Raw genomic sequence first — 25,489 nt, forward strand, 5'->3', positions numbered from 1 at the left:
ACCCCCGCCTCCGGCCCCGGGTCCGCCCCCGGGTCCGGGTCCGCCACGGCGACCGAACACGCTGCCAGGACTCCGCAGACAGCGCGGACAGCGCAGACGGGACAGGCGGCGGCGACGGCGCGGCTGGTCGGGATCGACTTCGCCCGCGCGCTGGCCGTGTTCGGCATGTTCGCCGTGCACGTCGGCCCCTTCCCGACCCCCGGGGGCGGTGTCGGCGACTGGTTCCTGGAACTGTCGAGCGGCCGGGCCTCGGCGCTGTTCGCCACCCTCGCCGGGTTCTCGCTGACGCTGATCGCCGGGCGCCTCGTACCGAAGACCGGACAGGCCGGCAAGCAGGCGAGGAACCGCGTCATCATCCGCGCCGCGGTCCTGCTGGTGGTGGGCACCGCGCTGGCGATGACCAACTTCGGCGGCGCCGGAATCCTCAACTTCTACGCGCTGTACTTCCTGCTGTCCCTGCCCCTGCTGAAGCTGCCGGCCAGGACGCTCGCGTTCATCGCGGTCACCCTCGCGGTGGTCTCGCCGCAGTTGGCGTACGGCCTGCGGGCGCTGCTCACCGAGTCGGCGGTGCACACCATCGACTCGTTCGACCCGATCGCGCAGATCTCCGGCGTGGGCGTGCTCGACTTCGCGCTCACCGGTCTCTACCCGGCGCTCACCTGGATGACGTTCGTCGTCACCGGTATGACGCTGGGCCGGCTGGACCTGGACTCCTGGGCGGTGCGGCGGAAGCTGGCCGTGGTCGGCCCGGCGATGATCGCGTTCGGGTACGGCGTCTCGTGGCTGCTGCTCCGGGTGACCGGCGGCGCGAAGGAGATCGCGGCCCAGATGGCGGCTCAGACGGCCGCCTTCAAGGACCCCTCCGCCATCGGGGACATGAGCCTGGCCGAGGGCGGCTTCGACATGCCGGTCGGTGACCAGCTGTGGGGCTCCGACGCGTGGGGGCTGCTGGCGGCCGAGCCGCACAGCGGTTCGACGTTCGACCTCATCGGCAGCCTGGGCATCGCGATCACCGTGATCCTCACCGTGACGGTGGCGCTGGAGCGGCTGGAGTGGCTGCGCCGCCTGGCGACTCCGATCATCGCCGTCGGCACCATGTCCCTGACCATCTACGTGAGCCACATCCTGGTCATCCTCGCCCTGCCCGGCGAAGCGGCGGCCCCGCCGCAGTCCGCGTCCACCGGGCTGCTGCTCTCGTTCATCGCCGGAGCCATCCTGTTCGCGGCGATCTGGTCCCGATTCTTCCGCCGGGGACCGCTGGAGTACCTGCTCAGCCTCGCGACCAAACGAGCCTGACGGGTCCCGGCCCTCATGCGGAATACGGGCGGAGGCGGTGCGTGCAGTCCCACACGCGCCGCCTCCGCCCTCCTTCCGCTCCCCCGTTCCAGCCTTGGACCGGCGGGTCGGGTCGGCGGCGTCCGCCGCACCGGGACCCCGCAGCCGGGTAAATCCCTGTCTTATTGTCAGAACGCAGTGATAGAGAGTCGGTGTGACCCCCAAATCAACACCCAAATCAACACCCAAATCGACATCGAAATCGCCACCGAGTTCGACGTCGAGTTCGACACCGACAACGGCGGGGGCTGCCGGTCCCGACCTGCGCTCCGACTGCGGCAACTGCTTCGGGCTGTGCTGTGTGGCGCTGCCCTTCGCCGCATCGTCGGACTTCGCGGCCGACAAGGACGCCGGGCAGCCCTGCACGAACCTGCGCGCGGACTTCCGCTGCGGCATCCACACCCAGCTCCGGCAGCGGGGCTTCGCGGGATGCACGGTCTTCGACTGCTTCGGCGCGGGACAGCGGGTCTCCCAGGTCACCTTCGGCGGGCAGGACTGGCGGCAGGCCCCGGGTACGGCCCGGCAGATGTTCGACGTGTTCCCCGTCATGCGGCAGCTCCACGAACTCCTCCGGTATCTGACCGAGGCACTGACGCTGCCGCCCGCCCGTCCCGTCCACGGCGAACTGCGCCGCGCACTGGAGCGGACCCAGCGCCTCACCGCCGGCAGCGCCCAGGAACTCCTCGAACTGGACATGGCGGCACACCGGGGCGAGGTCAGCGCCCTGCTCCTGCGCGCGAGCGAACTGGTCCGGGCCAGGGTCCCGGGCCGCGGGAAGGACCGGCGGGGTGCCGATCTCATCGGCGCCGACCTCAAGGCCGCCGATCTACGGGGCGCCAACCTCCGCGGCGCCTACCTCATCGCCGCCGACCTCAAGGGCGCCGACCTGAGAACGGCCGACCTCATCGGCGCCGACCTGCGGGACGCCGACCTGAGCGGCGCGGACCTCACGGGCGCCCTCTTCCTCACCCAGCCCCAACTGGACGCGGCCAAGGGCGACGCCACGACGAAACTGCCGTCGGCCCTCACCCGCCCCAGGCACTGGTGACTCCCTCTGCAAAGTACGGACAGAACCAGCCGCAAGGGCCGGATACGCCATGTACACACAAAGTCGTGTACGCCATCGCGGGCATCGTGCAGATAGTGCTGGTCGGGCTGGTCCTGACGCTCAGGAACAAGGCACGGCAGCAGGGTCCGCAGCACCTTCGATAGATCCGGCAGGTTCGCCGGATCCCGCAGGTCAGCTCGCCGGCCGCCGAAGCCGCCCCCCGTAATGCCGCTCCAGCCCCAGGTTCCCCTCGAACCCCCCGGGCACGTTCGCCGACACATACACCGGAGGACGTTCCCCCGCCCCGATCAGCAGGGCCGCCGTCTCCGCGACCGTCATCTGGACCAGCATCACGCCGGTCAGCGTCGACAGGGCGCAGACCGCGCCGCCGCCCGGCAGCTCCAGCAGGGCGTCGCCCGTGGGGGCGGCGTTGTCCAGCACGACGTCCGCGATGTCGGCCAGCTTCCTGCCGCTGACGTGGCCCGCCGGGACCGTACGGGTGTGGGCGAGGGAGGTGATCGCGAGGATCCGGTGGCCGCGTTCCTTCGCGTGGAGGGCCATCTCGACGATGACGTTGTTGACGCCCGAGTTGGAGATGATCACGAACAGGTCGGCCGGGTGCGGCGCGGCGAGTTCGTACAGGCGCTCGGCGATGCCCGGCTTGCGTTCCAGCAGGGGGTCGTCGAGGACGCCGGGGGCGTCGCCGCCGTAGATGACGAGGTCGGCCATGCTCAGGCGGTTGGTGGGGACGAGACCGCCGGCCCGGCCCGCCAGTTCCAGGACGAGGGCCTGGGAGTGGCCCGTACCGAAGGCCTGGATCACGCCGTCCGCACGGACGCAGTCCGCGATCAGGCCCGCGGCGCGGGTCACGGCCTCCTGGACCGGCTCCGACCCGGTGACGCGGTCGAGGACGGCCCGGCTCGCGCGGGCGAACCCCTGAGCGCTGACGGACTCGACGGACACCCGACACTCCCCACTGGTGGATTGAACCACCCGCCACACCTCTACCGGTGAATCAATAAATCACATGCGCCAGGCACGGGCAACGGGACGCGCACGGAGGCCACCCCGGAGGTCGGGCGGCTGCGGTACCCACCGGACCGCCAATGACCCGTATCCGGTACTGGGATTCAAACTGCCCCACAGAGGGTGGCTGGTACATTCTTCCCAGCCATCCACAGCACCACCACCCCGTACGGCGCCCAGCGCACGCCCGGTACGGGGCCGAGGAGATCGGTTACCCATGGAACGGACCGGCAGCTCCGGGAGCGGGATGCCCCCGACCGACGTCACCACTCTCATCCGTACGGAGTTGCCGCGCCTCGCGGGCTCCCTGCGGAAGGTCGGTGAACTGATCCTGGAGGATCCAGCCGCCGTCACCCACTGCTCGGCCGCCGAGCTGGGCCGTCGTACCGGCACCTCCCAGGCCACGGTCACCCGGTTCTGCCGCGCCATCGGCCTCGACTCCTACCAGCATCTCCTGATCGAGCTGGCCCAGGAGCGCGGTCGCGGCGAGGTCTCCGACTGGGGCACCGCCGAGATCGGGCCCGACATCTCCCCGGACGACAGCCTGGAGCGGGTCGTCCAGGTCGTCGGCAGCGCCGATCTGCGAGCGATCCAGCAGACCATCGACCGTATCGACCTCGACTCCATCGAACGCGCCGGCCAGGCCACCGCCCGCGCCCGCCGCATCGACGTGTACGGCGTAGGCGGCAGCGGCGCCGTCGCCCAGGAAACGGAAACCCGGCTCTTCCGCATCGGTTGCCAGGTGCGCGGCTGGACCGAGGTGCACGCGGCCCTCACCTCCGCCGCGCTCCTCACCCCCGCCGACGTGGCCATCGGCATCTCGCACTCCGGCTCCACCCGCGAGACGATCGAGCCCTTCGAACTGGCCAAGCAGCGCGGCGCGACCACCGTGGCCATCACCGCCGACCCGAAGTCCCCGCTGGCCCGCACGGCCGACGTACGACTGATCTCGTCCTCCTCGGAGACCAGTTTCCGCACCGAGAGCATCGGCGCCCGCCACTCGGTGCTCGTCCTCATCGACTGCCTGTACGTCCGGGTCGCCCAGCTCTCCTACCAGCGCGCCAGCGCCTCCCTCGCCCTCACCGACCACATCGCCAGGGAGCACGCGGTGAAGTCCCGCCGCGCGCGGTGAAGTCCCGCCGCACCCGCTGACGCCGAGCGCGGCAGTCCCAGAACGCACGCACACACACCACGAAGGCCGCCCCGGGGCATTTCCCCGGGGCGGCCTTCGGTTGGGCGCACGTCGGCCTCGGAACCCAATAGCAACACTGCGCCCCATTGACCTCTCATGAGTTCTGGTCCACATTTTCATCAGTCGGAGTCAAAGCTGATGAATTGAACCAGCATCTGGCACCTTGGAGGGCAGCGGCAATGCGCGCAAGAAGACTGACCGGATCGCTGACGGGATCGCTGACCGGAACGCCGAACGGAACGCCGACCAGATCCATGAACGGGCCCCTGGCCTGTCTCGCCGTGGTCCTTCTGACGCTGACGGCCGCCGGGTGCGGCCTCTCCGGAGGCTCCGACGACAGTGGCGGCGCCACGGCGGGCGGCTGCCCGGTCGACAAGGGCAACGTCGGCTCCGGGAAGCTCACGGGTGACGTCAAGGGCGGGATCACGTTCCAGACGACGAACCTGAAGAAAGACTTCGGGAACTACTTCAACGGCGTGATCAAAGCCTTCGAGAAGGCCCACTCCGGTACGAGCGTCAAGTGGATCGACGACCCGGGCGACAGCCAGTTCACCCAGCGTCTGGTCGCCGACGCGCAGGCCTGCACCCTCCCCGACGTCGTGAATCTGAACGTCAACACGTCGATCGCCCTCACCAGGGCCGGCTACCTCCTCGACCTCGACAGGAAGGCACCGGGCTCGGGCGAGCCGTTCGGCGCCGCGATGTGGAAGTCCAGCGTGTTCACCGACGCCTCGGGGGCGAAGGTGCACAGCGCGTATCCCTGGTACTCCGGCGGAATCGCCCAGACCTTCAACATCGACCTGCTGAAGAAGGCGGGCCTGGACCCGGCCAAACCCGCGACCACGATCCTCGGCATGTTCGACGACGCCTTGAAGATCGCCAAGGTGTCCGACGGCAAGTACTACGCCACCGTCGCCAACCCGATCTGGCGCATACCGGCCGACTGGCAGCAGATGGGCGTCAAGGTGCTGTCCGCCGACGGCAAGTCGTTCACGTTCGCCGACGACCCGAAGACGGTGGCGTGGGTCGAGGCGATGACGAAGCTGTACAAGGCGGGCGCGATGCCGAAGGACTCGCTCTCCTCCAACCAGGACGCCTCGACCCTCTACGCCCAGGGCAAGCTGGTCTACGGCTCCACCAACCCCAACTACCTGCGCTTCATCCAGCAGAACAACCCGAGCGTCTACAAGAAGACGGGCGTCGCCCGCTACATGCTGGACGACCTCGGCCACACGGTCGGCGCCCCCCAGTACATCTCGGTGGCGGCGACGAGCAAGAACGCCCCGACGGCCCTGTCCTTCGCCCAGTTCCTGACGAACGCGGAGAACCAGTTGGCGTGGGCGAAGGACCCGAACGTGGTCATCTTCCCCTCCACCACGGCATCGTTGGACGACCCCTTCTTCCAGTCGGTCAAGGGCACGGACCCCTTCGCCGAGGCCCGCAGGACCGTCGCCGAGGACCGCAAGACCGCCACGGCCGACGAAATCGCCCTGTCCCCCGGCGAGTTGAACGCGATCACGGCCCAGGTGCAGTTGGCGATGCAGGGCAAGAAGAGCGCCGAGGACGCCCTCAAGGAGGCCCAGTCCAAGGCCGACGAGCTGCTGAAGCAGGGCAGTTGAGGATGCCGGCGGTACGGGCGGTACGTACCCTGCCTGCCGCCGGAGCGCCCGCGCCCGCTCCGGCGGCCCCGGCACAACCGTCTCCTCCCTCCCGGCTGCGCCGGGCCCTGAAGGCGGTCACGCCGGGCCCGGCCCCGGACGCGGGCGGAGCGGCCATCTACCGCCGCTGGTGGCTCCCTTGGCTGTGGATGCTCCCGGCGATCGTCGGGGCGGCGGCCTTCGGTGTCTTCCCGTTCCTGAACACGCTGCTCCTCTCCTTCACGGACGCGAAACCGCTCGGCGGCGCCTCGGCCTTCGTGGGCCTGGACAACTACACGCGCATGCTCGGGGACTCCGACTTCTGGCTGGCGACCCGCAACAGCGTGCTGTACGCGGTGATCGTGGTCCCGTTGATGGTCGTACTCCCGCTCCTGCTGGCCGTGTTGGTGGAGAAGAACCTGCCGGGCATCGGCTTCTTCCGCTCGGCGTTCTACACGCCGGTCCTCGCCTCCAGCGTGGTCGTCGGCCTGAGCTGGCAGTGGCTGCTGGCGGACCAGGGCCTGGTGAACACCTGGCTGCGGAAAGCCCATGTCATCCGGGAGGCGATCCCGTTCCTCTCCGACAGCTGGCTGATCCTGCTGTCGGCGATGGGCCTGACCCTGTGGAAGGGCCTCGGCTGGTACATGATCTTCTACCTGGCCGCCCTCGGAAACGTTCCGAAGGAACTCCACGAGGCGGCCTCGGTGGACGGCGCCGGCGCGGTGCGCCGCTTCTGGCACATCACGGTGCCGGGCGTACGCCAGTCGATGATGCTGGTGGGCACCCTGACCGGCATCGGCTCGCTCCGCGTCTTCACGGAGATCTACATGCTCGGCGGCTCGACAGGCGGCCCCGGCGGCGCCGACCGCACACTCCCCTTCTACATCAGGGACGTCGGCCTGGACCCCCTGAGCGGCAACGCCGGTTACGGCTCGGCGGTCAGCGTCGCCCTCTTCGTACTGACCCTGGGCCTGACGCTGCTGGCACAGCGCCTGACGAAGGAGGACGACGAGTCATGACGACAGCGACGCCGCCCCGCACCCGACGCCTCCGCCCCCGCTGGCGGGACTACGGCCGCCCACGCGAACTGATCGTCCGCTACCTGCTGTTGCTGCTGGTCCTGGCCATCACGATCGGCCCGCTGCTCTGGCAGCTCCTGGCGTCACTGAAGGGCGTGGGGGAGGACGTCTTCGGCTCGAACGCATCCCTGATCCCCCACCACCCGACGCTCCGCGCCTACCGCGAGATCTTCGCCCAGGTCCCGGTGGGCACGTACATCAGAAACAGCGTGCTGATCGCCCTACTGTCGATAGCGAGCCAGCTGGCGTTCTCGACAACGGCCGGCTACATGCTGTCGAAGCCGGGCTGGAAGGGCAGGAGGTCGGTCTGGGTCCTGCTCCTGTCCTCGATGATGTTCCCCTTCGAGTCCATCATGGTGTCGCTGTTCCTGAGCGTCCGGGACCTGGGCCTGGTCGACCACCTGGCGGGCGTGTGGCTGCCCGGCTTCGTCGGCGCGATCAACGTCCTGATCATGCGGGCGGCGTTCCTCGCGGTCCCGCGCGAGATCGAGGACGCGGCGATGCTGGACGGCGCGGGCGAGTGGAAACGCTTCCGCCACCTGTACCTGCCGTCGGCGTACGGCGCGATCCTGGTCGTCACCATCAACACGTTCATCTCCGCGTGGGACGACTTCCTCTGGCCCCTGATCGTCCTCCGCTCCGAGGAACACTTCACGCTGACCCTGGGCCTGGCGAGACTCCAGACGTCGTCGTTCGGCTACGACCAGCGGATGGTGATGGCGGGGTCGGTGATCTCGGTGGTGCCGGTGCTGGTGCTGTTCGTCATCACGCAGCGGTGGTTCTATCGGGGGGTGGCTTCGGGGGGTGTCAAGCTGTGAGGGCGGGGCTGTTCGGCTGTGCGGCGGCGATCGCTTCGCTCTGACTCGGCCGAGCGACACCGCACGCCGACGGGCGTCAGGACATGCCCTTCCGGATCCGGTCGGGAGGCTCTTCTCCCCAGCCCACCCGGCAGCGGGCATACGTCGTCCCCCACACGACCGCGCCAAGCGCGAAGCTCTCGCGCAGGTGTACGTCGGTTTCGGCCTGGTCCGCCGTGAGGGCGAGCGGCGCGAATACAAGGCAGATGCGGCACGGGGCGCCGCGCTCGACCAGAGCAAGCCAGTCCTGAGATGGCGCGGGAATCGTCATCACGTACTGATCGTGGCCGTAGTCCAGGGCGACGCGCCCGCGCTGGGTCATGAGGCGCGCACCGATCGCCGGAGGGGTTCGGTTCCCGGGGCCGAGGCGTAGCGCCTGAGCAAGGCTACGCATTCCGTCCTCGACGGTTTCGGTTGTCTCGGCGGCGCGACGGGGACCCGGGTGGGTGAGGAGGAGTTGGGCGAGGGCGCACTCGGGGGTGCGGTGGATTCCGGTCGCGGCGGCTACGCCGATGACGAAGCCAGGGCCGGGTGGGACGGCGGTGCTTGGCGAGGTCATGACGCGGCTACCTCCGCCCAGACGAACTTCCCGAACGGGCGGTCAGTCACACCCCATCGGCCGGGGCACAGGGCGTCGACGATGATCAGGCCGCGCCCTCGGTCACGGGCGCCGGACTCGGTCCGCAGGCGGGGGTGGCGTCGAACGGGGTCGTGCACCTCGACGCGGGTGCGGGTGTTGTCGACGTCCAGGACGACGCGTACAAGGTCGTCGGGTTCGGTGCCGTAGCGGATCGAGTTGGTGACCAACTCGGACGCGATCAGGACGGCACTTCCCAGGTGCTCCGACGTCACACCTGGAAGGTGGTACTCGATGTACTCACGTACGAATTCTCGTGCCGCTCTGGCCGACTTGGGCTCGCTCGCCAGCAACAAAACTGACGGCGGGCCAACTTGGGATGCGTGACAGGCAGGAATCACGTCACGTCGTCGTTCGATCATGCATGTCCCCTCACGGGCAAGCGCCAACACGCGCATGCAGGTTCACCCAGCACGCGTGGCATCAATCGCACTTCTCACCATCAGAGTGCCCACTCCGTAGCTCTGCGTGCAAGCTAATCACTCATTCGATAGAAAATTGCATATCTCGACGGGATGCCGGAGTCGGACGGTAAGCCGGCAGATGACAGGCGTTGACGGGGCACGGCAGACTGATGAGCGAAACACCGGACCGGAGGGGGAAACCGTGAGCGCGCCGACTGTGCGCCGAAGGCGACTGGGCGCGAAGTTGCGGGCCCTGCGCGGCGATCTCACCCTCGACGAGGTCGCGGAGAGGTCCGAGGGCGGGTTCATCCCGTCGAAGTTGTCGAGGATAGAAACGGCCAGGAGCGCGGCCAAGGCGAAGGACGTCGACGAACTCCTCGACCTGTATAAGCGGCTCGGCCGCGAGGTCACGGACGAACTGCGTGCCGCTCTGGTCACACTCACCAAGGACGGCGGTCAGCGTGGCTGGTGGCACTCGTACCGAGGTGTACTCACGCCTGTGTACGAGGACCTGATCAGCCTGGAGGCCGAGGCGGAGTCGGTCTCATGGTGGCAACTGGGGGTGATCCCTGGCCTGTTGCAGACGGCCGAGTACGCCCGCGAGATCATCCGTACGACGGCGATGTCCGAGGCGGTAGAGACGCGCGTGGACGCGTTGGTCGAGGTCAGGCTCGCGCGTCAGGCGGTTCTTACGCGCGAGAGTGACCCGCTGACTCTGTGGGCGATCATCGCCGAGCAGGCCCTGCGTTCAACGACCGAAGATCCCGACGTGATGGACGAACAACTGGGACGGCTGCTCTCAATGGGCCGGCGCCCGAACATCAACATCCAGGTGCTGCGGTCGGACGCCCCGCTGCACGTGGGGCAAATGGGCAGCTTCGCCCTCCTGGGATTCGGCCCCCACGCGGACCTCGACGTCGTACACACGGAGGGGTTGACCTCAGCCCTGTACATCGAGGACCACGACAAGGTCGCCACACACCGCGACGCCTGGCAACGCCTCAGCTCCGCCGCCGAGTCGGTCGAGGCGACAGCCGACCTGATCACCAAGATAAGGAACCAAGCATGAACCACGTCGACGACGCCTCCGCCCTGCCCGTGACCTGGTGGAAGTCATCGTTCTCCGATGCCGGAGCACAGTGTGTCGAGTGCGGCATCGTCGATGCCGTGACGGTCGCTGTCCGTGACAGCAAGGTGTCACACGGGCCTGCGCTGCTATTCACTCGCGGGCAGATGAACGGCTTCGTGTCTGCCGTGGTCGCAGGCCACTTCGGCAGTCCTGAGTAGCGAACCGCACACAGCGCGACGGCCCACCTCTTCAGCATTCGGAGGTGGGCTGTGTGACGTTCGGAAACCATGTGGCTCAACGGAACGGAGAGGCGGACGACAAGTAGACGGCCAGCCTTGGGCCACTTCAGCAGGAGAAGAAGGAAGGGCAGGGCAGATGAACCTCTGCATCACGGCCGACCTGACGGCCGACGTCACCCCGGAGAAGCGCGAACGCATCGTTGCCATCAAAGCAAAGATGATCGACGCCGAGCGAGGACAGGAACTGGCTGCCCTACCACCGACATCACCGTTCAGGTCGTCCGCCGCAACCCGGGCGCGCTCTGAACGCGATCTGCGGTGCCCGCTCCCAAGTGCGCCAACATGTCTGGCATTTGGCTGACAGTCGGCGTCGGATGCGACCAGTTCAGTGACCGTGGACCTGGACGGCGTTTTGGTGATCGCGCATTCCGACAACGAAGACGTGGCTGCGACCTGGAAGAAGACTTTCGGCCATCACCCGCTGATGACCTTCGTCAACCACGGGACGCGCGGGTCCGGTGAGCTGGTGGCCGGTCTACTCAGGCCCGGAAACACCGACAGAAACACCGCCGCCGATCACATCACGACTACCCAACTGGCCCTGGCCCAGCTGCCCAAGTCCTGTCGGCGGGGGCGCCGGACCCTGATCCGCACCGACTCCGCAGGCAACACCCACGAGTTCGTGGCCTGACTCGCGAAACGCGGACGGTGGATGTCGTATTCGGTCGACATGAACATCACCGACGCTATTCACCAGGCCGTACTCACAGAGCCGCTCGCGGCATGGACGCCGGCCGTCGGGCCAGACGGAGGGATCCACGTCGGGGCCTGCGTCGCCGAACTCACCGGCTGCATGCTCGACGGCTGGCCGAAGGGCATGCGGCTGATCGTCCGCTAGGAACAACCTTACCCAGACGCCCAGTTGAGGATCACGGATGCCGACGGCATGCGGCTCACGCACTTCGCCATCAACACCACCGGCAGCCCCATCGCCGAACTCGAACTCCGCCACCGCCTGGTCAGCCCGGCCGGCCAGCTCGTCACCTCCGGCCGCCGCCAGATCCTCCGTCTCGCTCACCACTGGCCCAGGCCCATGTCGTCACCAACACCCTCGGACGGCTCGACCATCTGCCCAACCCAGTCTGACCAGCGAGTTTTCCGTCCCTACGAACAGCACCACGTCTCCGGAGCAGTGGAACCCCGCGCCCACCCGACACGTCAGTCAGGCCACCGGCCTGCCCGCCAAAAGCCACGGAACGCGAAACGGTCCGCCGACTCCGTCGCCAGACCATCACGAAAGATCGCGGCTAGGATTCGCTAGGACCCTTCGCGCCCCTTCTGCGAACGAAGGAGAGCAGAGGTACCTTGATATAGGAACCCCAGATGCTGCTCTCTATATGGAGACGCTATGACGATCTGGACTGACTTCGGCTTCATCGGCAGCCCATACGACACTGAGCCGATCCCCCCCACCGACCAAGGCGATAGTCTGCTTGTTGGGCGAGATAGAGAGATAAACGAAATCGTTTCCCGTCTCGAATCATCGACGCGACACCCGACCGTCGAGGGCCCGTTTGGGGCTGGCAAGACGAGTCTAATTTCAGTGGCTTGCTATCGCCTGGAGCGGGCATTCAAGGAGGGCAACGCTAGAGTTAATCCTTTGATTCCACTTAGAGGTGAACCGATCGAACTGAACCCAGAAATAACCATTGAAGACTTCCAGCGAAAGCTTTTTTATAGAGTCGCCGAGGCTTTCAAAATTTACGGTGACGGGCTGGAAGCTACCGGCCGCAGAGTTCCACGACAGAAGGATATCGAGCGCTGGCTCATGGATCCGGTCTTTCATACGCGATCAGGAGGGTTCAGCACTCCAATAGTGGGGATCTCAGCCGGGAAGGGGAGGACCCCTTCGTCCAGCATCGCCTATTCAGAATTCGGCTTTCCTAGAGCTATGAAAGACGCTCTGGAGAGCTGCTTCCCGTCTCGAGCTCACGGCGGGTTCATTGCCGTAGTCGACAACTTGGAGTTGATGCGAACCTCGCTCAAGGTTAGAGCCCTCCTGGACGTCATGCGCGACAACGTTCTCGCGCAAAAGGGTGTGCGTTGGATTTTGTGCGGAGCCCAGGGAGTAATTCGATCAGCAGCTGCCACTCCTAGGTTGATGGATCGCTTGGCTCAACCTGTAGATGTGGAACCCATTTCAGACGATCTAATGTCCGAGGTGATAGGCCGTCGAATTGACGCTTACAAATTGCGGGCCGATCCGGTAACCCCAGTAGGGCCGAACGGTTTTTGGTATCTCTACGACGTCGTCAATCGCAACCTGCGCACGGCTCTAGGGTTCGCAGATGAGTTCTCCTTCTATTTGCATCGAGGATACGGATCGTCAACTAGAAAGAGTGACGACCTTGGGCTACTCGAAGCGTGGCTGTCAGATAGTGCAGACGGCTACCATCGCGCCGCAGAGGAATGGCTAGGAGAACGGGACTGGAGGGTTTTCGACATTCTAACCCATCATGGAGGGACGTGTCGCCCATGTGACGATTATCAAGATTTCGACTATGCGTCTGCTGAATCACTGAGGGCGCCGATTAAATCTCTGAGAGAAGCAAACCTTCTGACATATGAGCCGGATGAGCTCAATAAGCGACGCAAGGTCGCATCGATAACAGCTACAGGATGGCTTGTGGCATACGCGAGAGCGGGCTACGCTCCCACGCTCGCTTCGTAGTCCTTTGGACGCCAAGCGCAGATCACTGGACCTCAGTCATAACCGTCTGCTGCACACACGGCACGGGCGTCGGCCAGGCTGGAGCGGGACGGAGGCAGGAGCGCAGGACCAGCCCATGGCCGAGCCGCGCGGGGAGCGGAGCGAGCAGCATTTGAACCAGTCGAGAGGGGACCGCATAGGTTCGCCGGGTTGGTGGTCGTGGCGGTTGGATGTGTGGTGACATCCGATCCGATCGCTGGGGGCGCGGTGGCTGAGCCTGTCCGTGTGCGCAGACTGACCGACCAGGAGGGGCGGCGTCTGCAGCAGATCGTGCGCCGGGGCAGCACCAGTTCGGTGCGCTACCGGCGGGCGATGATGCTGCTGGCCTCGGCCGGCGGGAACCGCGTACCGGTGATCGCCCAGCTGGTGCAGGCCGACGAGGACACGGTGCGCGATGTGATCCACCGGTTCAACGAGATCGGGCTGGCCTGTCTGGACCCTCGGTGGGCGGGAGGCCGTCCCCGCCTGCTCGGCCCTGACGACGAGGACTTCGTCGCGGCGACGGCCACCACCCGCCCGGCCAGGCTCAGCCAGCCCTTCACCCGCTGGTCGTTACGCAAACTCGTCGCCTACCTGCGCAAGGTGCATGGCCGGGTGATCCGGATCGGCCGTGAGGCCCTGCGCTGCCTGCTCGCCCGCCGCGGGATCACCTTCCAGCGGACCAAGACCTGGAAGGAGTCCACCGACCCCGAGCGCGACTCAAGCTCGACCGCATCGAGCACGTCCTGGACAACTTTCCCGACCGCGTTTTCGCCTTCGACGAGTTCGGCCCGCTGGGCATCCGCCCCACCGGCGGGTCCTGCTGGGCGAAGCAGAACCGGCCCGACCGTGTCCCGGCGACCTACCACCGCACTCACGGGGTGACCTACTTCCACGGCTGCTACTCGGTCGGCGACGACACCTTGCGGGGGGTCAACCGCCGCCACAAAGGCGCCGTAAACTCTCTGGCCGCACTGAAGTCGATCCGGGCCGCCCGCCCGGACGGCGCCCCGATCTACGTGATCATGGACAACCTCTCCGCCCACAAGGGCACCAAGATCCGCGCATGGGCGAGGAAGAACAAAGTGGAGCTGTGCTTCACCCCAACCAACGCCTCCTGGGCCAACCCCGTCGAGGCGCACTTCGGGCCGCTGCGACAGTTCACCCTGGCCAACTCCAACCACTCCAACCACCCGGTCCAGACCCGGGCCCTGCACGCCTACCTGCGCTGGCGCAACGCCAACGCCCGCCACCCCGACGTCCTCGCCGCCCAACGCAAGGAACGCGCCCGCATCCGCAGCGAAAAGGGCATCCGCTGGGGAGGACGCGTCAGATCCATGGCCGCGTGAACGGACGACCACCGGCAGGGCCCAGTCGCACAGCACGAACCTTCACCAGGAGCTTCGCATGGACCATCAGGACGTCGACGCGGCCGTGGCAGAGATGCTGCGGGTGCTCCGCCCCCATACCTCCGAGGACTGGACGGTGCCAGCAGGGCCGCTCGAATGGACCTGCTGGCAAACAGCAGCGCACATCGGCCACGACCTGCTGGCCTACGGAGGGCAGCTGGCAGCACAGCCCGCCGACGCCTACCTTCCCTTCGACCTGAACGTCCGGCCCACCGCCTCACCTGCTGAGGTACTCCAAGCCGTCATCGCCTGCGGCGGGCTTCTCAGTAGCGCCTTGGCCACCGCCAGCCCGACCCTGCGAGCCTGGCACTGGGGTCCGTGCGACCCCGAGGGGTTCGCAGCGATGGGCGTCGCCGAAACCCTGCTGCACACCCACGACATCACGCAGGGACTGACCGTGGACTGGCTACCACCAGCACCGCTGAGCGCAGCCGTACTCAACCGGCTCTTCCCTGACGCCCCGCCTGGAGACCCCAGCCAGGTACTTCTCTGGTGCACCGGCCGCGGGGAACTCAACGGCCTCCCTCGCCGAACATCATGGACGTGGAAAGCAGCACGACCGGACTGATCGAGCTGACCCCGGCGAACCTTCCCGGTCAGAGCACTAGACGAGGAGGCGAGGAAACTGGCGCTCGCCGCTGCTGGGGTCATCCCGGATCGGGAGCGTGGCCAGCTCTACACCGAGTCCCGCGAGAACCAGCATGCATGCCCTCCGGCACTTCCGGAACCAGCCTGGGTCCGACTGTCGGTCCCCTCCCCAGATGATCGAACTGGCCCGACGGGCCTACCCGGAGCTGAAGTTCGCCGTGGGCTCGATGACCGCCCTCTCGATCCGGGACGACGAACTCGGCGGCATTCTGGCCTACTACTCCACCCACCACACGCCCCCGGATCAACTACCCGTCGCTTACGCCGAGTTCAACCGAACCCTTTCGCCCGGCGGCCTCCCGGAAGGGGTCGGCCACGTGGCGACCGACGAGCAGTTGTGTCTACCTCCTGCGGAGGCGTACGGCGGCCACCCGGTGTCGTACGAGTCCCACCTACTCCCGGCCGAGCGGATCGCCGAGTTGCTGAGCCGGGCCGGGTTTCTGATCACCGCTCGACTCATCCAGGAACACGCCGGAGGGAGCGAGCGTGCCTTCGCCACCTTCCTGGCCCGGAAACCCGAACGTCCGTCGGTCGCACCGTTCTGGCTCAGCATGGCCCTGTACGGGGACAACGGCATCCCCACGGCGTACTTCGACGCGATGAGCGGCATGGTCGAGGCGATCCACAGCGACCCGCGCTGGTGCGACTGGTGGGCGCAGGCAGTGCAGCCCGCGTTGGTGATCGACATCAACTGCACTGCCCGGTCCGGGCGTAGCCGCGTCAACGACCGCAAGGGGCAGACATGGGCCTCGTTCCGGCTGGACGAGTCACGGTTCAGGGGATGGGGCGCTGGTGGCCTTGCTCAACTCGCCTGCACCGACATGGAGATAGTCTTCACCCGGGTGTCGGCGGCACTGGATCTTCCCCTTCCGGCAGAAGTGCCCCGCCCCGCCAATGCCGTCCCGCCCACTGCCGAAAGGGTCGCCGCACGCGAGCGGCTGGCCGAACTACGAAGGCGCCACCGCCCGTAGGCGGAATGGGGATTCGGGGCCGCAGACGACCAGGACGGTCATCGGTACCACCAGGGTGCCGCCCATGTAGTCGAGTACGCGGCGGGCGGTCTCGACCACGAGCGGTCGCCACGGCGCCCAGTGCTGGTAGTTGTCCGTTCAGGCAGCCCCGGGGTGACGTCCATGAGCGTCTCGCCAATCTTCTCGCCGCCGAACGCCCGTGAATCCGGGACCAGTTACTGCACGAGGGTACTGGTCGTCGCCTTGCCCGCACCGTGGGTTCCGTTGAGCCATACGATCACCTGATCAACGCCAGCCCAACGCCAGCGCCCTGCGAGGCCCAGTCGCATTAGGCTGGCACGGTGACGTCTCGGTTGATCATTCTCAACGGTGGTTCCAGCTCAGGGAAATCCGAGATCGTACGGTGCCTGCAAGCCGAACTGCCGGACCAGTGGCTGGCGTTCGGGTGCGACTCGTTCGTCGACGCGTTGCCCGCGAGGATGCGGGAGTCGGACTCGGGGATCGCGATCACGACCGACGGCGACGTGAGTATCGGGGCGGACTTCCTGGCGCTGGAGGCGGCCTGGCGGGAAGGGATCGTGGCGATGGTCCGGGCCGGCGCCCGGGTCGTCATCGACGATGTCTTCCTCGGCGGATCCGCCTCCCAGCAGCGGTGGCGGAAAGCGCTGGATGCCGGGTCCGGGTCCGCGCCCCTGCCCGTACCCGTGCTGTGGGTCGGAGTCCGGTGCGCGAGCGGTGTCGCCGCCAGGCGCGAGGTCGCCCGGGGTGACCGGGCCCTAGGGATGGCCGCGGCGCAGGCGGACGTGGTGCACGAGGGCGTTGTCTACGACCTTGAGGTCGACACCTCGCACAGCGAGTCCCTGGCGTGCGCGCGAGCCATCGCCGCCCGCGTCCACGGCGGCGAGTGAATACGGGTGGCCCAGACAGCGCCGAGGCGCTGGGGCGGGGCGCTGGGCGGGGGATGAGGACTCCCGCCCAGCGCTCGTTCACTTTCGGTTGCTCCGGTTCCCCTTCGGTTGCTCCCGTTACTACCGTTGCTGCCGTTTACTCCGGGCTGCCCTCTTCACCGCGTCCGCGTCCGTGCTCGCGGCGCCGGAGCAGCGCTTGCCAGAGCTGGTCGGCGGCGGTTCCGGTCGCCAGAGCGGCGACGGCCGCCACGTACCAGGGCAGCCCCAGGGCCGCGCAGGGGGCGATGGCCGCGACGAGGGCGATCAGGTTGAGCCACCAGGGCGTACGTACGATCACGTGGGACACCTCTCGGGTGGCTGCCATCAGCGGCAGTTCTTCTTGCTGACCTTGGTCAGCTTCTTGTTCGACGGCGCGATCCTGGTCTGGTAGCAGCCTGTCGGTGACAGTTTCCAGTTGCTGATCTGCTTCAGCCACTTGGCGAGGTTCGTCCAGGCGTTCACACCCACCGCACCGCAGATCATCTTGCCGATACCGGCGATCTTGGCCGGGAGCTTGGCGACAGTGCAGCCGTACAGCCAGCCACCCCAGCCGGCGACGACCGCGGCGTCGCCGTAGGCCTTCCACTCGACGCCCTTGGCGTTGAAGTAGATGCCCAGTCCGAAGGTCAGCTTCGGGTCGGCGACCACCGGGAACGCCGTGGTGGCGGTGAAGCCGACCGTCTGGACGAGCCGGTCACCCTCGACACGGTATGAGGTCGGAACCTCGTTGCCGTTGGCGTCGCGGGCCCAGGGTGCGTCTATGAGGCCGTGGGTCACCGGCTTGTCGTCGGTACCGGAGGACACCAGGAGGGTGTCACCCTCGAACGGGGTGAGCGTCGCGCCCTCGGGCAGCCGCATCGTCGAGGTGTACTCGTGCGGGGCAGTGGCGTTCTTGATGACCTGGAGGGTACGGACGCCACCCTCCAAGGTCGGCTGGGCGACGGTGTCGACGGGGCCGTTCGGGTCCGCGTAGACGACGTTGCCGTTGAGGGCGACACCGCGACGCTGGGCGATGGGCAGGCCCATTCCCATGCCGCCGCGGTCGGCGGACTGGACGCTGATGGCGTCACCGGTGCCCCAGGGGACGCCGACCGTGTTGTTGCCGGTCGCCGCGATCGCCGCGTAGTTGCTGTCACTGGTGGTGGCCGGGGTCACGTCGGCGGCGTCCAGGGCGGTGTTGACCGTGGCCAGCGCCTTCATCTCGGGCGTGAGCACCATGGCGGTGTCGACGGTGAAGGTGACGGGCTCGGACCAGCCGTTGCTCCAGTGTGTGCCGTCGTCCGTCGTGGTCCGGAAGGAGTACGTCCTGCCGTTGACCAGCTTGCCCGCCGGGACGACGACCTTGGAGGTCTCACCGGTGGGTACGGGGGCCGCGACGACGCTCGTGACCACCTGACCGGTGGCGGTGTCAGTGATCTGGTACGTGCCGCGCACCGAGTCGTCGTTGTTGGAGTCCTCGGGGGTGAATCTCAGCGTGGGCGTGGTGGAGTTGACCCGGTAGATGCCGCCCTGTGTGTAGAAGGGCGGCCCGGCCTGGAGGTTGCTGCCGGCCTTGGGGCGGTAGTTGTAGCTGACCATCAGCTGGGGAATCTGGTCGGCGGTCGACTCCGAGGAGTAGAAGCGCTTCCAGGCGAAGGTGTCGGACTCGTTCGCGGCCTTGAGCGCGATGTGGCCCGTCTCGGCCTTGGCACTGGCCCAGGTCTGGGCGAGAGAGGTGACGTCCGCGCTGACCCAGCCCGCGTTGTCGCAGGAGGCGCCGCGCGTCTCACTCGACGTGGCGATCTTCTCCAGTCGTGCGGGTTGGTTGCTCCAACGGGTGTCGGTGTCGGCTCCGTTCGCCGCCCACACCTCCCACGGGCGGGTCTCGCACGACCAGGAGTGGTAGTTGTACAGGGACAGCTTGGCGCTGCTGACCAGTGCGTCGGCGAACACCGAGGTGTCCCAGGTCAGATACGAACGGGCAATGCGCTTACGGGTCTTGGCCGTGTCGGCGTAGTCGCCGGGCCAGCCGAGCTTGAGGTCGGTCGACGCGGACTGGTCGGTTGTGTCGCCATCCTGGACGAACGTGTCGAAGAGGGAGCCGAGGGCGTCCGTGGCCGGGTCGATCGTCACCGGGTAGCGGGTGTCCGGGGCGGACAGGAAACCGGCGTCCGGAGCGAGGGTGAGCTCGACCGTGTCGCCGTCCTGGGACAGGGTCATCGGCACCCGTACGGAGTTGGTGTGCTCGCCGGAGCGGGGGTCGACGCTCGCGTCCCACATGACCGGCGCCGGCATGGTGCCGACCTCGTCGCCCGACTTCCGGTCCGTGAAGGAAACCGAGCCGTCCTTCTGCTGCGCCGCGCTGATGCCGGGCAGGGTTAGCGGCACCGTCCAGGGAGCCTTGGCGTCGACGGGCCGGTCCTTGAGGACGAGGAACTGTTCGAATCCCTCGCGGGTGGCGTCGACGACCAGGTCGGCGCCGGGCACCGCCTGCCGGTAGACCGCCCGGTGCCCCTCGACGGCCGGGGTGGGCAGCCCGCCCTTCCATTGCACCGCCATGCGCCGACTGCCCATGCCGAGCGTGACCAGATCACGGTTGGCGGAGTCCGGTGCGGCTGCCGCCGCAGCGACGGACCGTGCCTTCACACCGCCCGCTCCGGCCAGCCGCAGTCCCTGCGGGTGAGCCTTGGCGGCCACGCTCCCGTCGGGACGCCGGGTCAACGTGGCGTCCACGTCAACCCAGTTGCCGTCGCGCAGCATGCGAATGGGGCCGGAGCTCAGCTCCGTGACGAGAGTGCCGTCCGGGTCGGCCCAGGTGGTGGCGGACTCGGTACGGCGTTCCAGCACCTCCACCCGCCGGTTACCGGCCTTGGCGGCGACGATGGCCGCTTCCGGAGTGTTCGCCTCGGTGACGACGCCCGGTCGAAGTGCGTCCGTGACAGGTTCGCCGGTGACCGCGGATGCGGGCGTGCCGCTCGCCGAGGCAGGAGCGGCGGATGCCGCGGGGCCGAGCAGCGCGAGTGAGGTGAGGGCCGAGATCCCGCCGACCGCGTAGGCGCGCAGGGGTATTCGGCGTCGGTTGCGGCCGTGCGGAGGGCTCGCAGGTTGGGTGTTGCGCATGAACGGAGTGGTCCGATCCGTTTGTGAAGAAAAGATGAGAAACGTGAAGTTATCTCGATCGAACAGAAACGATCGACGGATCGATCACTACAGATCAGGGCAAATTACCCTATTCAGATCGGTGAGATGCGTCACCATGTCGTGATGTGCGCGCGCCAAGGTGGAATCTTGATCAAGAAGGGTGTAGATGCGATCCACCGCGCAAGGGCGGTCCAGGGAGAACCATCAGCCTTTGATGTCGAGGACGACCGGTACGGCGTCCAACGCCCCACGCGCCGACTCCGCTACCCTGATCTCCACGCTTCCCGGCAATGGCATCCTCTCCAAGTCGGGTCCCACCTGGGCGAGTCGCTCCTCCCCGAGGGGAAACGTGACCGTGCCCCGCTCCCCCGGAGCCAGGTCGACACTCCGGAAGGCCCGGAGTTCCAGAGTGCGCGGCCACACCGTCGTACGCAGCGGGCGGATGTAGAGCTGGACGACCGAACGCCCTGCCCGTTCACCGGTGTTGCTGACCTCCACCTCACAACTGGCGCCGTTCCGGCCGATGTTCGGGACGCCGTACTCGAACGTCGTGTACGTCAGGCCGTGGCCGAAGGAGTACAGCGGCTCGGCGTCCTCGTCCGCGTACGACCCGTACTCCGTGTCCTTGTGGTTGTAGTAGACGGGGAGTTGGGCCGCCGAGCGCGGGACCGAGATGGGGAGGCGGCCGGTCGGGGCGGTGTGGCCGAGGAGGATCTCGGCGATCGCCTCGCCGCCCCAGGGGCCCGGATACCAGGCCGTCAGGAGGGCAGCCGCACGTTCCGCCGCCTCCGGGGCCGCGTGCGGGCGGCCCTGGATCAGCACGACCACCGTGGGTGTGCCCGTCGCCGTCACCGCGTCCAGCAGGGCGTGCTGGGCCGGGCCGAGGCGCAGGCCGGCCAGGTCGACGCCCTCGCCGCAGGTCATCTCCGGGACGAGCGTCCGGGCGGCGCCGTTGGCGTCGAACTCCGTGTCCGGGGTACGGGCGCTGCTGCCGCCCAGGACCAGTACTGCCAGGTCGGACGCGGCTGCCGTCGCGACCGCCTCGGGGATGCCGGAGAGGTCGCCGCCGGTCAGGGAGCAGCCCTGCGCGTGACGTATCTCCGTCCCGGGAGGGGCGAGCTGGTTCAGGGCGGCCAGGACGGTGGTTCCCGTGCCGGGGCGTTGCGGGGCCGTGTAGTCGCCGAGCCCGTGGGCCGTGGTGGCGGCGTGCGGGCCGATGACAGCCAGGCGGGTGAACCTGGCCGGGTCGATGGGCAGGGCACCCGCCTTGTTGTGGAGGAGGGTGATCGATGAGCGCGCCAGGGCCGTGCTCAGGGCGCGGCCGGTCTCGGCCGAAGAGGGCGGCAACTCCGGTGTTGCGTAAGGGCGTTCGAAGAGGCCCAGGCGGAATTTCAGGGTCAGGACCCTGGACACGGCCGCGTCGACGACCGACTCCGTCACCAGGCCTCGTTCCACCGCCTCCGCCAGATGCGTGAAGCCCTCGTCCCAAAGGCTCAGGTCGATACCGGAGTTGAGAGCGAGTGCGCCTGCGGAGACCTTGTCGCCGGTGATGCGGGCGAGGCGGTCCACGGCCAGTCCGTCCGCCATGACCAGGCCCCGGAAACCCCAGCCACGATCCCCGTTTGCGTTTCCGCGCAACAACCCGTTCAGCAACGGGCCGTTGGCCGCACACGGCATGCCGTCCACCTCGTTGTACGCGGCCATTACCGCGGCGGCGCCCGCCCGGACGCCCGCCCTGGCTGCCGGGAGGTGGATCTCGTGGAGTTCCCGGGGGCCCAACTCCGACTCGGCCGAGTTCCGGCCGCCGACCGTCGCGCCCTGGCCTGCGAAGTGCTTCAGGACCACCGGGGCCTTGTCCGAGGCGAAATACCCCCTCTCCTCCACATCCCCCTGCATGCCCCTCACCAGCGCCTCCGTCAGGCGCGCGGCGAGGTGGGGGTCCTCGCCGAAGCATTCCTCCGTACGGCCCCAGCGCGGGTCGCGGGCGATGTCCAGCGCCGAGACCAGCGCCAAGTGGCCGCCCCTGGCGCGGAGTTCGGCGGCGGCGTGGGATGCCGCCCGCTCGTACAGCTCCGGGTCCCAGGTGGCGCCGACCGCCAGGTTGACGGGGAGAACCGTGGCGTCGAGGGCCATGAGGCCGTGCGGTACCTCCTCGACGAAGAGCGCGGGGACGCCGAGGCGGCTGCGTTCGAGTACGTGGCGCTGGACCAGGTGGGCCAGTGCCGGGCCGGTCCGCGCGTCGGGGCCCGTCGAGTGGTCGACGCCGGACCAGGCGTCGGCGCGCAGGAGTCCGTACAGGGCGCCGAGGCCCTCGAAGCGGTCGGTCTCCTCGTGCAGGGCCTCGGTCAGCTCGAACTCCCCGTCCGGGCGGCGGCGGTAGGCGTCCCAGCCGTACATCCGCTGGTTGAGCTGGCCGACCTTCTCGCGCAGGGTCATCCGGGCCAGGAGGTCGGCCACGCGAGCGGCGACCGGGGCGGCGGGGTCGCGGTAGAGGGGGGACACGATCACCCCTCCTTGTCCATCTTGTCCATGTTCTGCTCCTGCTCCTGCTCCTGCTCCTGCTCCTGCTCCAGACGGGCCAGGGCCACCGCACCCCGGCTGCCGTCGGGGACCCAGTGCGCGACCAGGCCCAGGGTGCTCAGGTGCCGGTCCAGGCGCGCGGTCAGCGGGCCTTCCGGGCCCAGCAGGCCGCCCGTCGCGACCACCGACTCGCCCGGCGCCGGTTCCAACGCCCGTACGCAGTCGGCGAGATGACCGGCGGCCTCGTCGAGGATCGCGCGCGCGAGGTCGTCCCCGGTCCGGGCCGCGTCGGCGACCAGCGGGGCCAACCGGGCCAGTCGGACCGGCGGTTCGGCCATCACGGCCGGGAGGACATGCCGCCGGTAGGCCTCGCGGGCGGCACGGGACCAGGGCCGACGCGCGCCGCCCACGCCCCCGCTCTCCGGTGCCTCACCCTCGTACGCCTCGTACGCCCCGTACGCCTCGTACGCCCCGTACGCCCCGCACGGGAGAACCGCCTCCGGCACCCCCAACTCCCGTCCCACCAGCGCAGCCAGAGCCGTGTCGTCGCCCCGTCGGTCCGCCATCCGCAGCGCGACCCGGACCGCCTCCCGGCCGATCCAGAAGCCGCCGCCGTCGTCGCCGAGGAGCCAGCCGTCGCCGCCGACGGTCTTCTCGCAGCGTCGGTCGGTGATGCGCATCGCGACGGCGCCCGTACCGGCGACGAGGGCCAGGCCGTCGGGCGGGGTGTCCGGGGCGGCGGCGAAGGCGGCCTCGATGTCGCTACAGATCCGGATGCCGTCCCCGAACGTGATTCCGAGGCGCCGCAGGGCTTCCGTCAGCGCGGTGCGGGCATTGACACGGCCGGGTTCGTCAGCCGTGCCGGCGGCGCCCGCGAAGCCTCCCGCGACGGCGGCGACCCGGGCCCGGAAGGGTTCCGGCACCGCACGGGCGAGGGCCTCGACCAGGTGCTCGGTGAGCTGCGGTACGGGGACGGTGAGGGCGTTGCCCGGCCCGGCGACGCCCTCGCCGAGCGGGCGCCCGTCGGAGGCCGACGCCAGCACGGCCCGCGTACGGGTGCCACCGGCGTCGAGCCCGACGACGAGGGCACCGCCGACCGCCCGAACACCCTCTTCACCACGGCTCGAATCCTGGTTCAATTCATTGCTCATCGCGCACTATGGTGGTTCATACATTCGTCCAGAACAAGACCGACTCGCGGCCCGGCACAGTCACGCACGTCCGAGGAGGACCCGTGAGCACACCCCCCGCCCCTCGTCCCGTCCCTCGTTTCGGCGTCAACTACACACCGCGCCGGGGCTGGTTCCACTCCTGGTACGACTTCGACCCGGCGCTCGCGCGCGAGGATCTCGACCAGATCGCCGGTCTGGGCCTGGACCACGTACGGATCTTCCCGCTCTGGCCGCTGCTCCAGCCGAACCGCACGCTGATCCGCGCCTCCGCCGTCGACCAGGTGGCACGGCTCGTGGACGTGGCGGCGGACGCGGGCCTCGACGTCATGGTGGACGGCGTGCAGGGCCATCTCTCCAGCTTCGACTTCTACCCGGAGTGGACCCGGAGCTGGCACCACCGCAACGTCTTCACGGACGCGGAGGCCATCGAGGCGCAGGCCGAGCTGCTGCGGACACTGGGCCGCGCGCTCACCGGGCGCCCGAACCTCCTCGGCCTCCAGCTCGGCAACGAACTCAACAACCTGGTCGAACACAACCCGGTGACCGTGACCGAAATCGACCACTACCTCGACACGCTGCTCGCCGCCGCGCGGGACGGACTGGGCCCAGCCACGGGCCTGGCGACGGGCCTGGCCACGGGCCTGGCCACGGGCCTGGTGACCCACTCCGCGTACGACGCCGCCTGGTACAGCGACGACCACCCCTTCACGCCGGAGGCCTCGGCCCGCAAGGGTGATCTGACGACCGTCCACCCCTGGGTGTTCTCGGCCGACTGCGCCCGCCGCTACGGCCCCCGCTCCCCGCAGGTCCAGCATCTCGCGGAGTACGGCGTGGAACTGGCCACCGCGTACGCCGTCGACCCCGCCCGGCCCGTCTGGGTCCAGGAGACCGGCGCCCCCGAACCGCACATCCCGGCGGCCGACGCGCCCGGCTTCGCCCGCGCGACCGTACGCAACGCGGCCGGGTGCGCCAACCTGTACGGGGTCACGTGGTGGTGCTCCCACGACGTCGACCGTTCCTTGGCCGACTTCCCCGAACTGGAGTACACCCTCGGCCTGTTCGACTCAACGGGCCGCCCGAAGCCCATCGCCGAGGCCCTCGCGGAAACGGTCGCCGAGCTGCGCACCGATCCCCGCCCGACCGAACCCCGTACGACCGCCCTGGTCCTGGACTGCGCCTGGGGGACCCGTTCGATCTCAGGCCCCGGAGGCACGTACTTCGAGGCATGGACGCGGCTCCGGGCGGAGGGTGCCCGCCCGGCGGTGGTACTGGCGGAACGGGCCGAGGACGAGACCTACCTGACGGCGAGGGGCATCAAGGAAGTACTCCGGCCGGTTTGACCGGAGGCAAGCAGCGGGGCATCCCCGGGCACGAATCCAACCGGGGCCGGCCACCCGCCTTCAGGGCCTCGGGTGGGGAGCGGTGGGACG

Annotated in this window: 21 protein-coding genes and 3 pseudogenes; 15 read left to right on the plus strand and 9 right to left on the minus strand. The window is 68.4% G+C overall.

The genetic code is table 11. From position 1 onward, the window contains the following. Positions 1-165 precede the first annotated feature (165 nt). Positions 166-1,296, plus strand: coding sequence for a DUF418 domain-containing protein (locus AOK08_RS35270; RefSeq protein ID WP_055533634.1), 1,131 nt, complete (start codon positions 166-168; stop codon positions 1,294-1,296). 301 nt (positions 1,297-1,597) lie between these two features. Continuing rightward, entirely contained in the window at positions 1,598-2,383 is a 786-nt protein-coding gene (locus tag AOK08_RS35275; protein ID WP_055533638.1) for a pentapeptide repeat-containing protein, read from the plus strand. A gap of 192 nt (positions 2,384-2,575) precedes the next feature. Here AOK08_RS35275 and AOK08_RS35280 read toward each other — a convergent pair whose 3' ends face one another. After that, a complete protein-coding gene (locus tag AOK08_RS35280) occupies positions 2,576-3,346 on the minus strand; it encodes a sugar isomerase domain-containing protein (protein WP_055533603.1) in 771 nt (256 codons plus the stop codon). A 310-nt stretch (positions 3,347-3,656) separates the two neighbouring features. On the opposite strand from AOK08_RS35280, the gene AOK08_RS35285 reads away from it, so the two are divergent. After that, positions 3,657-4,541 (plus strand): MurR/RpiR family transcriptional regulator, encoded by an 885-nt coding sequence (locus tag AOK08_RS35285; protein WP_055533640.1) that lies wholly within the window; start codon positions 3,657-3,659, stop codon positions 4,539-4,541. Between the two features lie 154 nt (positions 4,542-4,695). Here AOK08_RS35285 and AOK08_RS46140 read toward each other — a convergent pair whose 3' ends face one another. Then, positions 4,696-4,857, minus strand: coding sequence for a hypothetical protein (locus AOK08_RS46140; RefSeq protein WP_157876927.1), 162 nt, complete (start codon positions 4,855-4,857; stop codon positions 4,696-4,698). Between AOK08_RS46140 and AOK08_RS35290 the strand changes: the two genes are divergently transcribed. From AOK08_RS35290 to AOK08_RS35300, 3 genes are read left to right on the plus strand one after another with little or no spacing between them, the layout of a single operon-like run. After that, positions 4,856-6,220 (plus strand): extracellular solute-binding protein, encoded by a 1,365-nt coding sequence (locus AOK08_RS35290; protein WP_055533605.1) that lies wholly within the window; start codon positions 4,856-4,858, stop codon positions 6,218-6,220. The two genes, AOK08_RS46140 and AOK08_RS35290, sit on opposite strands and share 2 nt — an antisense overlap. Before the next feature lie 2 nt (positions 6,221-6,222). Next, entirely contained in the window at positions 6,223-7,257 is a 1,035-nt protein-coding gene (locus AOK08_RS35295) for a carbohydrate ABC transporter permease (protein WP_241827227.1), read from the plus strand. Continuing rightward, on the plus strand, positions 7,254-8,135 hold the full coding sequence (locus tag AOK08_RS35300; RefSeq protein WP_055533607.1) for a carbohydrate ABC transporter permease: 882 nt from the start codon (positions 7,254-7,256) through the stop codon (positions 8,133-8,135). Before AOK08_RS35295 ends, AOK08_RS35300 begins: the two co-directional genes overlap by 4 nt. Before the next feature lie 76 nt (positions 8,136-8,211). On the opposite strand, the gene AOK08_RS35305 is transcribed toward AOK08_RS35300, so the two are convergent. Both AOK08_RS35305 and AOK08_RS35310 read right to left on the minus strand, forming a co-directional pair. Further along, positions 8,212-8,733, minus strand: coding sequence for a hypothetical protein (locus AOK08_RS35305; protein WP_055533609.1), 522 nt, complete (start codon positions 8,731-8,733; stop codon positions 8,212-8,214). Further along, positions 8,730-9,173 carry an ATP-binding protein gene (locus AOK08_RS35310; protein ID WP_055533611.1) on the minus strand — a complete coding sequence of 148 codons (444 nt, stop codon included), beginning with the start codon at positions 9,171-9,173 and terminating at the stop codon, positions 8,730-8,732. Before AOK08_RS35310 ends, AOK08_RS35305 begins: the two co-directional genes overlap by 4 nt. Positions 9,174-9,417: 244 nt before the next feature. Here AOK08_RS35310 and AOK08_RS35315 point away from each other — a divergent pair, with 244 nt between their 5' ends. The 7 genes and pseudogenes from AOK08_RS35315 to AOK08_RS49000 all read left to right on the plus strand — a co-directional run bounded on the left by AOK08_RS35315 (position 9,418) and on the right by AOK08_RS49000 (position 16,300). Further along, positions 9,418-10,284 carry a helix-turn-helix domain-containing protein gene (locus tag AOK08_RS35315; protein WP_055533613.1) on the plus strand — a complete coding sequence of 289 codons (867 nt, stop codon included), beginning with the start codon at positions 9,418-9,420 and terminating at the stop codon, positions 10,282-10,284. Next, the gene (locus tag AOK08_RS35320; protein ID WP_055533615.1) at positions 10,281-10,502 is read left to right on the plus strand and encodes a DUF397 domain-containing protein; all 222 of its coding nucleotides are present in this window, start codon (positions 10,281-10,283) and stop codon (positions 10,500-10,502) included. The genes AOK08_RS35315 and AOK08_RS35320 overlap by 4 nt, the downstream gene beginning before the upstream one ends. A 317-nt stretch (positions 10,503-10,819) precedes the next feature. Then, a pseudogene (locus AOK08_RS44025) lies at positions 10,820-11,669 on the plus strand (transposase); the annotation flags it as partial. A 262-nt stretch (positions 11,670-11,931) separates the two neighbouring features. Next, on the plus strand, positions 11,932-13,254 hold the full coding sequence (locus AOK08_RS46145; protein ID WP_157876928.1) for a P-loop NTPase family protein: 1,323 nt from the start codon (positions 11,932-11,934) through the stop codon (positions 13,252-13,254). A 246-nt stretch (positions 13,255-13,500) separates the two neighbouring features. After that, positions 13,501-14,621: pseudogene (locus tag AOK08_RS35330) on the plus strand (IS630 family transposase). Positions 14,622-14,679: 58 nt separating this feature from the next. Continuing rightward, a complete protein-coding gene (locus tag AOK08_RS35335; RefSeq protein ID WP_055533617.1) occupies positions 14,680-15,249 on the plus strand; it encodes a maleylpyruvate isomerase N-terminal domain-containing protein in 570 nt (189 codons plus the stop codon). A 193-nt stretch (positions 15,250-15,442) separates the two neighbouring features. Next, on the plus strand, positions 15,443-16,300 hold the full coding sequence (locus AOK08_RS49000; RefSeq protein ID WP_422125797.1) for a class I SAM-dependent methyltransferase: 858 nt from the start codon (positions 15,443-15,445) through the stop codon (positions 16,298-16,300). A gap of 27 nt (positions 16,301-16,327) precedes the next feature. Here AOK08_RS49000 and AOK08_RS47940 read toward each other — a convergent pair. Beyond that, positions 16,328-16,515: pseudogene (locus AOK08_RS47940) on the minus strand (ATP-binding protein); the annotation flags it as partial. Positions 16,516-16,641: 126 nt separating this feature from the next. Here AOK08_RS47940 and cpt point away from each other — a divergent pair. Beyond that, positions 16,642-17,208: a chloramphenicol phosphotransferase CPT gene (cpt, locus tag AOK08_RS35345; RefSeq protein WP_063794198.1), complete on the plus strand. Its 567-nt coding sequence runs from the start codon at positions 16,642-16,644 to the stop codon at positions 17,206-17,208. Positions 17,209-17,344: 136 nt separating this feature from the next. Here cpt and AOK08_RS35350 read toward each other — a convergent pair whose 3' ends face one another. The 4 genes from AOK08_RS35350 to AOK08_RS35365 all read right to left on the minus strand — a co-directional run bounded on the left by AOK08_RS35350 (position 17,345) and on the right by AOK08_RS35365 (position 24,038). After that, positions 17,345-17,572, minus strand: a complete 228-nt coding sequence (locus AOK08_RS35350) for a hypothetical protein (protein WP_055533623.1) — start codon at positions 17,570-17,572, stop codon at positions 17,345-17,347. Beyond that, complete coding sequence (locus AOK08_RS35355; RefSeq protein WP_055533625.1) at positions 17,572-20,346, minus strand: DNRLRE domain-containing protein; 2,775 nt, start codon at positions 20,344-20,346, stop codon at positions 17,572-17,574. The genes AOK08_RS35350 and AOK08_RS35355 overlap by 1 nt, the downstream gene beginning before the upstream one ends. 225 nt (positions 20,347-20,571) lie before the next feature. Further along, positions 20,572-22,803 (minus strand): glycoside hydrolase family 3 N-terminal domain-containing protein, encoded by a 2,232-nt coding sequence (locus AOK08_RS35360; protein ID WP_107101128.1) that lies wholly within the window; start codon positions 22,801-22,803, stop codon positions 20,572-20,574. Between the two features lie 68 nt (positions 22,804-22,871). Continuing rightward, positions 22,872-24,038: an N-acetylglucosamine kinase gene (locus tag AOK08_RS35365; protein WP_063794199.1), complete on the minus strand. Its 1,167-nt coding sequence runs from the start codon at positions 24,036-24,038 to the stop codon at positions 22,872-22,874. An 83-nt stretch (positions 24,039-24,121) separates the two neighbouring features. Between AOK08_RS35365 and AOK08_RS35370 the strand changes: the two genes are divergently transcribed. Then, positions 24,122-25,399, plus strand: a complete 1,278-nt coding sequence (locus AOK08_RS35370) for a glycoside hydrolase 5 family protein (RefSeq protein ID WP_055533627.1) — start codon at positions 24,122-24,124, stop codon at positions 25,397-25,399. The last annotated feature ends 90 nt before the right edge of the window (positions 25,400-25,489 follow it).

The organism is Streptomyces graminilatus (genome assembly GCF_001418565.1).
Classification (GTDB): Bacteria; Actinomycetota; Actinomycetes; order Streptomycetales; family Streptomycetaceae; genus Streptomyces; species Streptomyces graminilatus.

Bases quoted from the DNA above. Each gene is read 5' to 3' on its own strand.
- AOK08_RS35365 (WP_063794199.1), bottom strand. From the start codon at position 24,038: ATGAGCAATGAATTGAACCAGGATTCGAGCCGTGGTGAAGAGGGTGTT.
- AOK08_RS35290 (WP_055533605.1), top strand. From the start codon at position 4,856: ATGAACGGGCCCCTGGCCTGTCTCGCCGTGGTCCTTCTGACGCTGACG.
- AOK08_RS35355 (WP_055533625.1), bottom strand. From the start codon at position 20,346: ATGCGCAACACCCAACCTGCGAGCCCTCCGCACGGCCGCAACCGACGC.
- AOK08_RS35350 (WP_055533623.1), bottom strand. From the start codon at position 17,572: ATGGCAGCCACCCGAGAGGTGTCCCACGTGATCGTACGTACGCCCTGG.
- AOK08_RS49000 (WP_422125797.1), top strand. From the start codon at position 15,443: ATGATCGAACTGGCCCGACGGGCCTACCCGGAGCTGAAGTTCGCCGTG.
- AOK08_RS46140 (WP_157876927.1), bottom strand. From the start codon at position 4,857: ATGGATCTGGTCGGCGTTCCGTTCGGCGTTCCGGTCAGCGATCCCGTC.
- AOK08_RS35310 (WP_055533611.1), bottom strand. From the start codon at position 9,173: ATGATCGAACGACGACGTGACGTGATTCCTGCCTGTCACGCATCCCAA.
- AOK08_RS35300 (WP_055533607.1), top strand. From the start codon at position 7,254: ATGACGACAGCGACGCCGCCCCGCACCCGACGCCTCCGCCCCCGCTGG.
- AOK08_RS35295 (WP_241827227.1), top strand. From the start codon at position 6,223: ATGCCGGCGGTACGGGCGGTACGTACCCTGCCTGCCGCCGGAGCGCCC.
- AOK08_RS35305 (WP_055533609.1), bottom strand. From the start codon at position 8,733: ATGACCTCGCCAAGCACCGCCGTCCCACCCGGCCCTGGCTTCGTCATC.
- AOK08_RS35360 (WP_107101128.1), bottom strand. From the start codon at position 22,803: ATGACCCTGCGCGAGAAGGTCGGCCAGCTCAACCAGCGGATGTACGGC.
- AOK08_RS35335 (WP_055533617.1), top strand. From the start codon at position 14,680: ATGGACCATCAGGACGTCGACGCGGCCGTGGCAGAGATGCTGCGGGTG.
- AOK08_RS35320 (WP_055533615.1), top strand. From the start codon at position 10,281: ATGAACCACGTCGACGACGCCTCCGCCCTGCCCGTGACCTGGTGGAAG.
- AOK08_RS35285 (WP_055533640.1), top strand. From the start codon at position 3,657: ATGCCCCCGACCGACGTCACCACTCTCATCCGTACGGAGTTGCCGCGC.
- AOK08_RS46145 (WP_157876928.1), top strand. From the start codon at position 11,932: ATGACGATCTGGACTGACTTCGGCTTCATCGGCAGCCCATACGACACT.
- AOK08_RS35270 (WP_055533634.1), top strand. From the start codon at position 166: ATGTTCGCCGTGCACGTCGGCCCCTTCCCGACCCCCGGGGGCGGTGTC.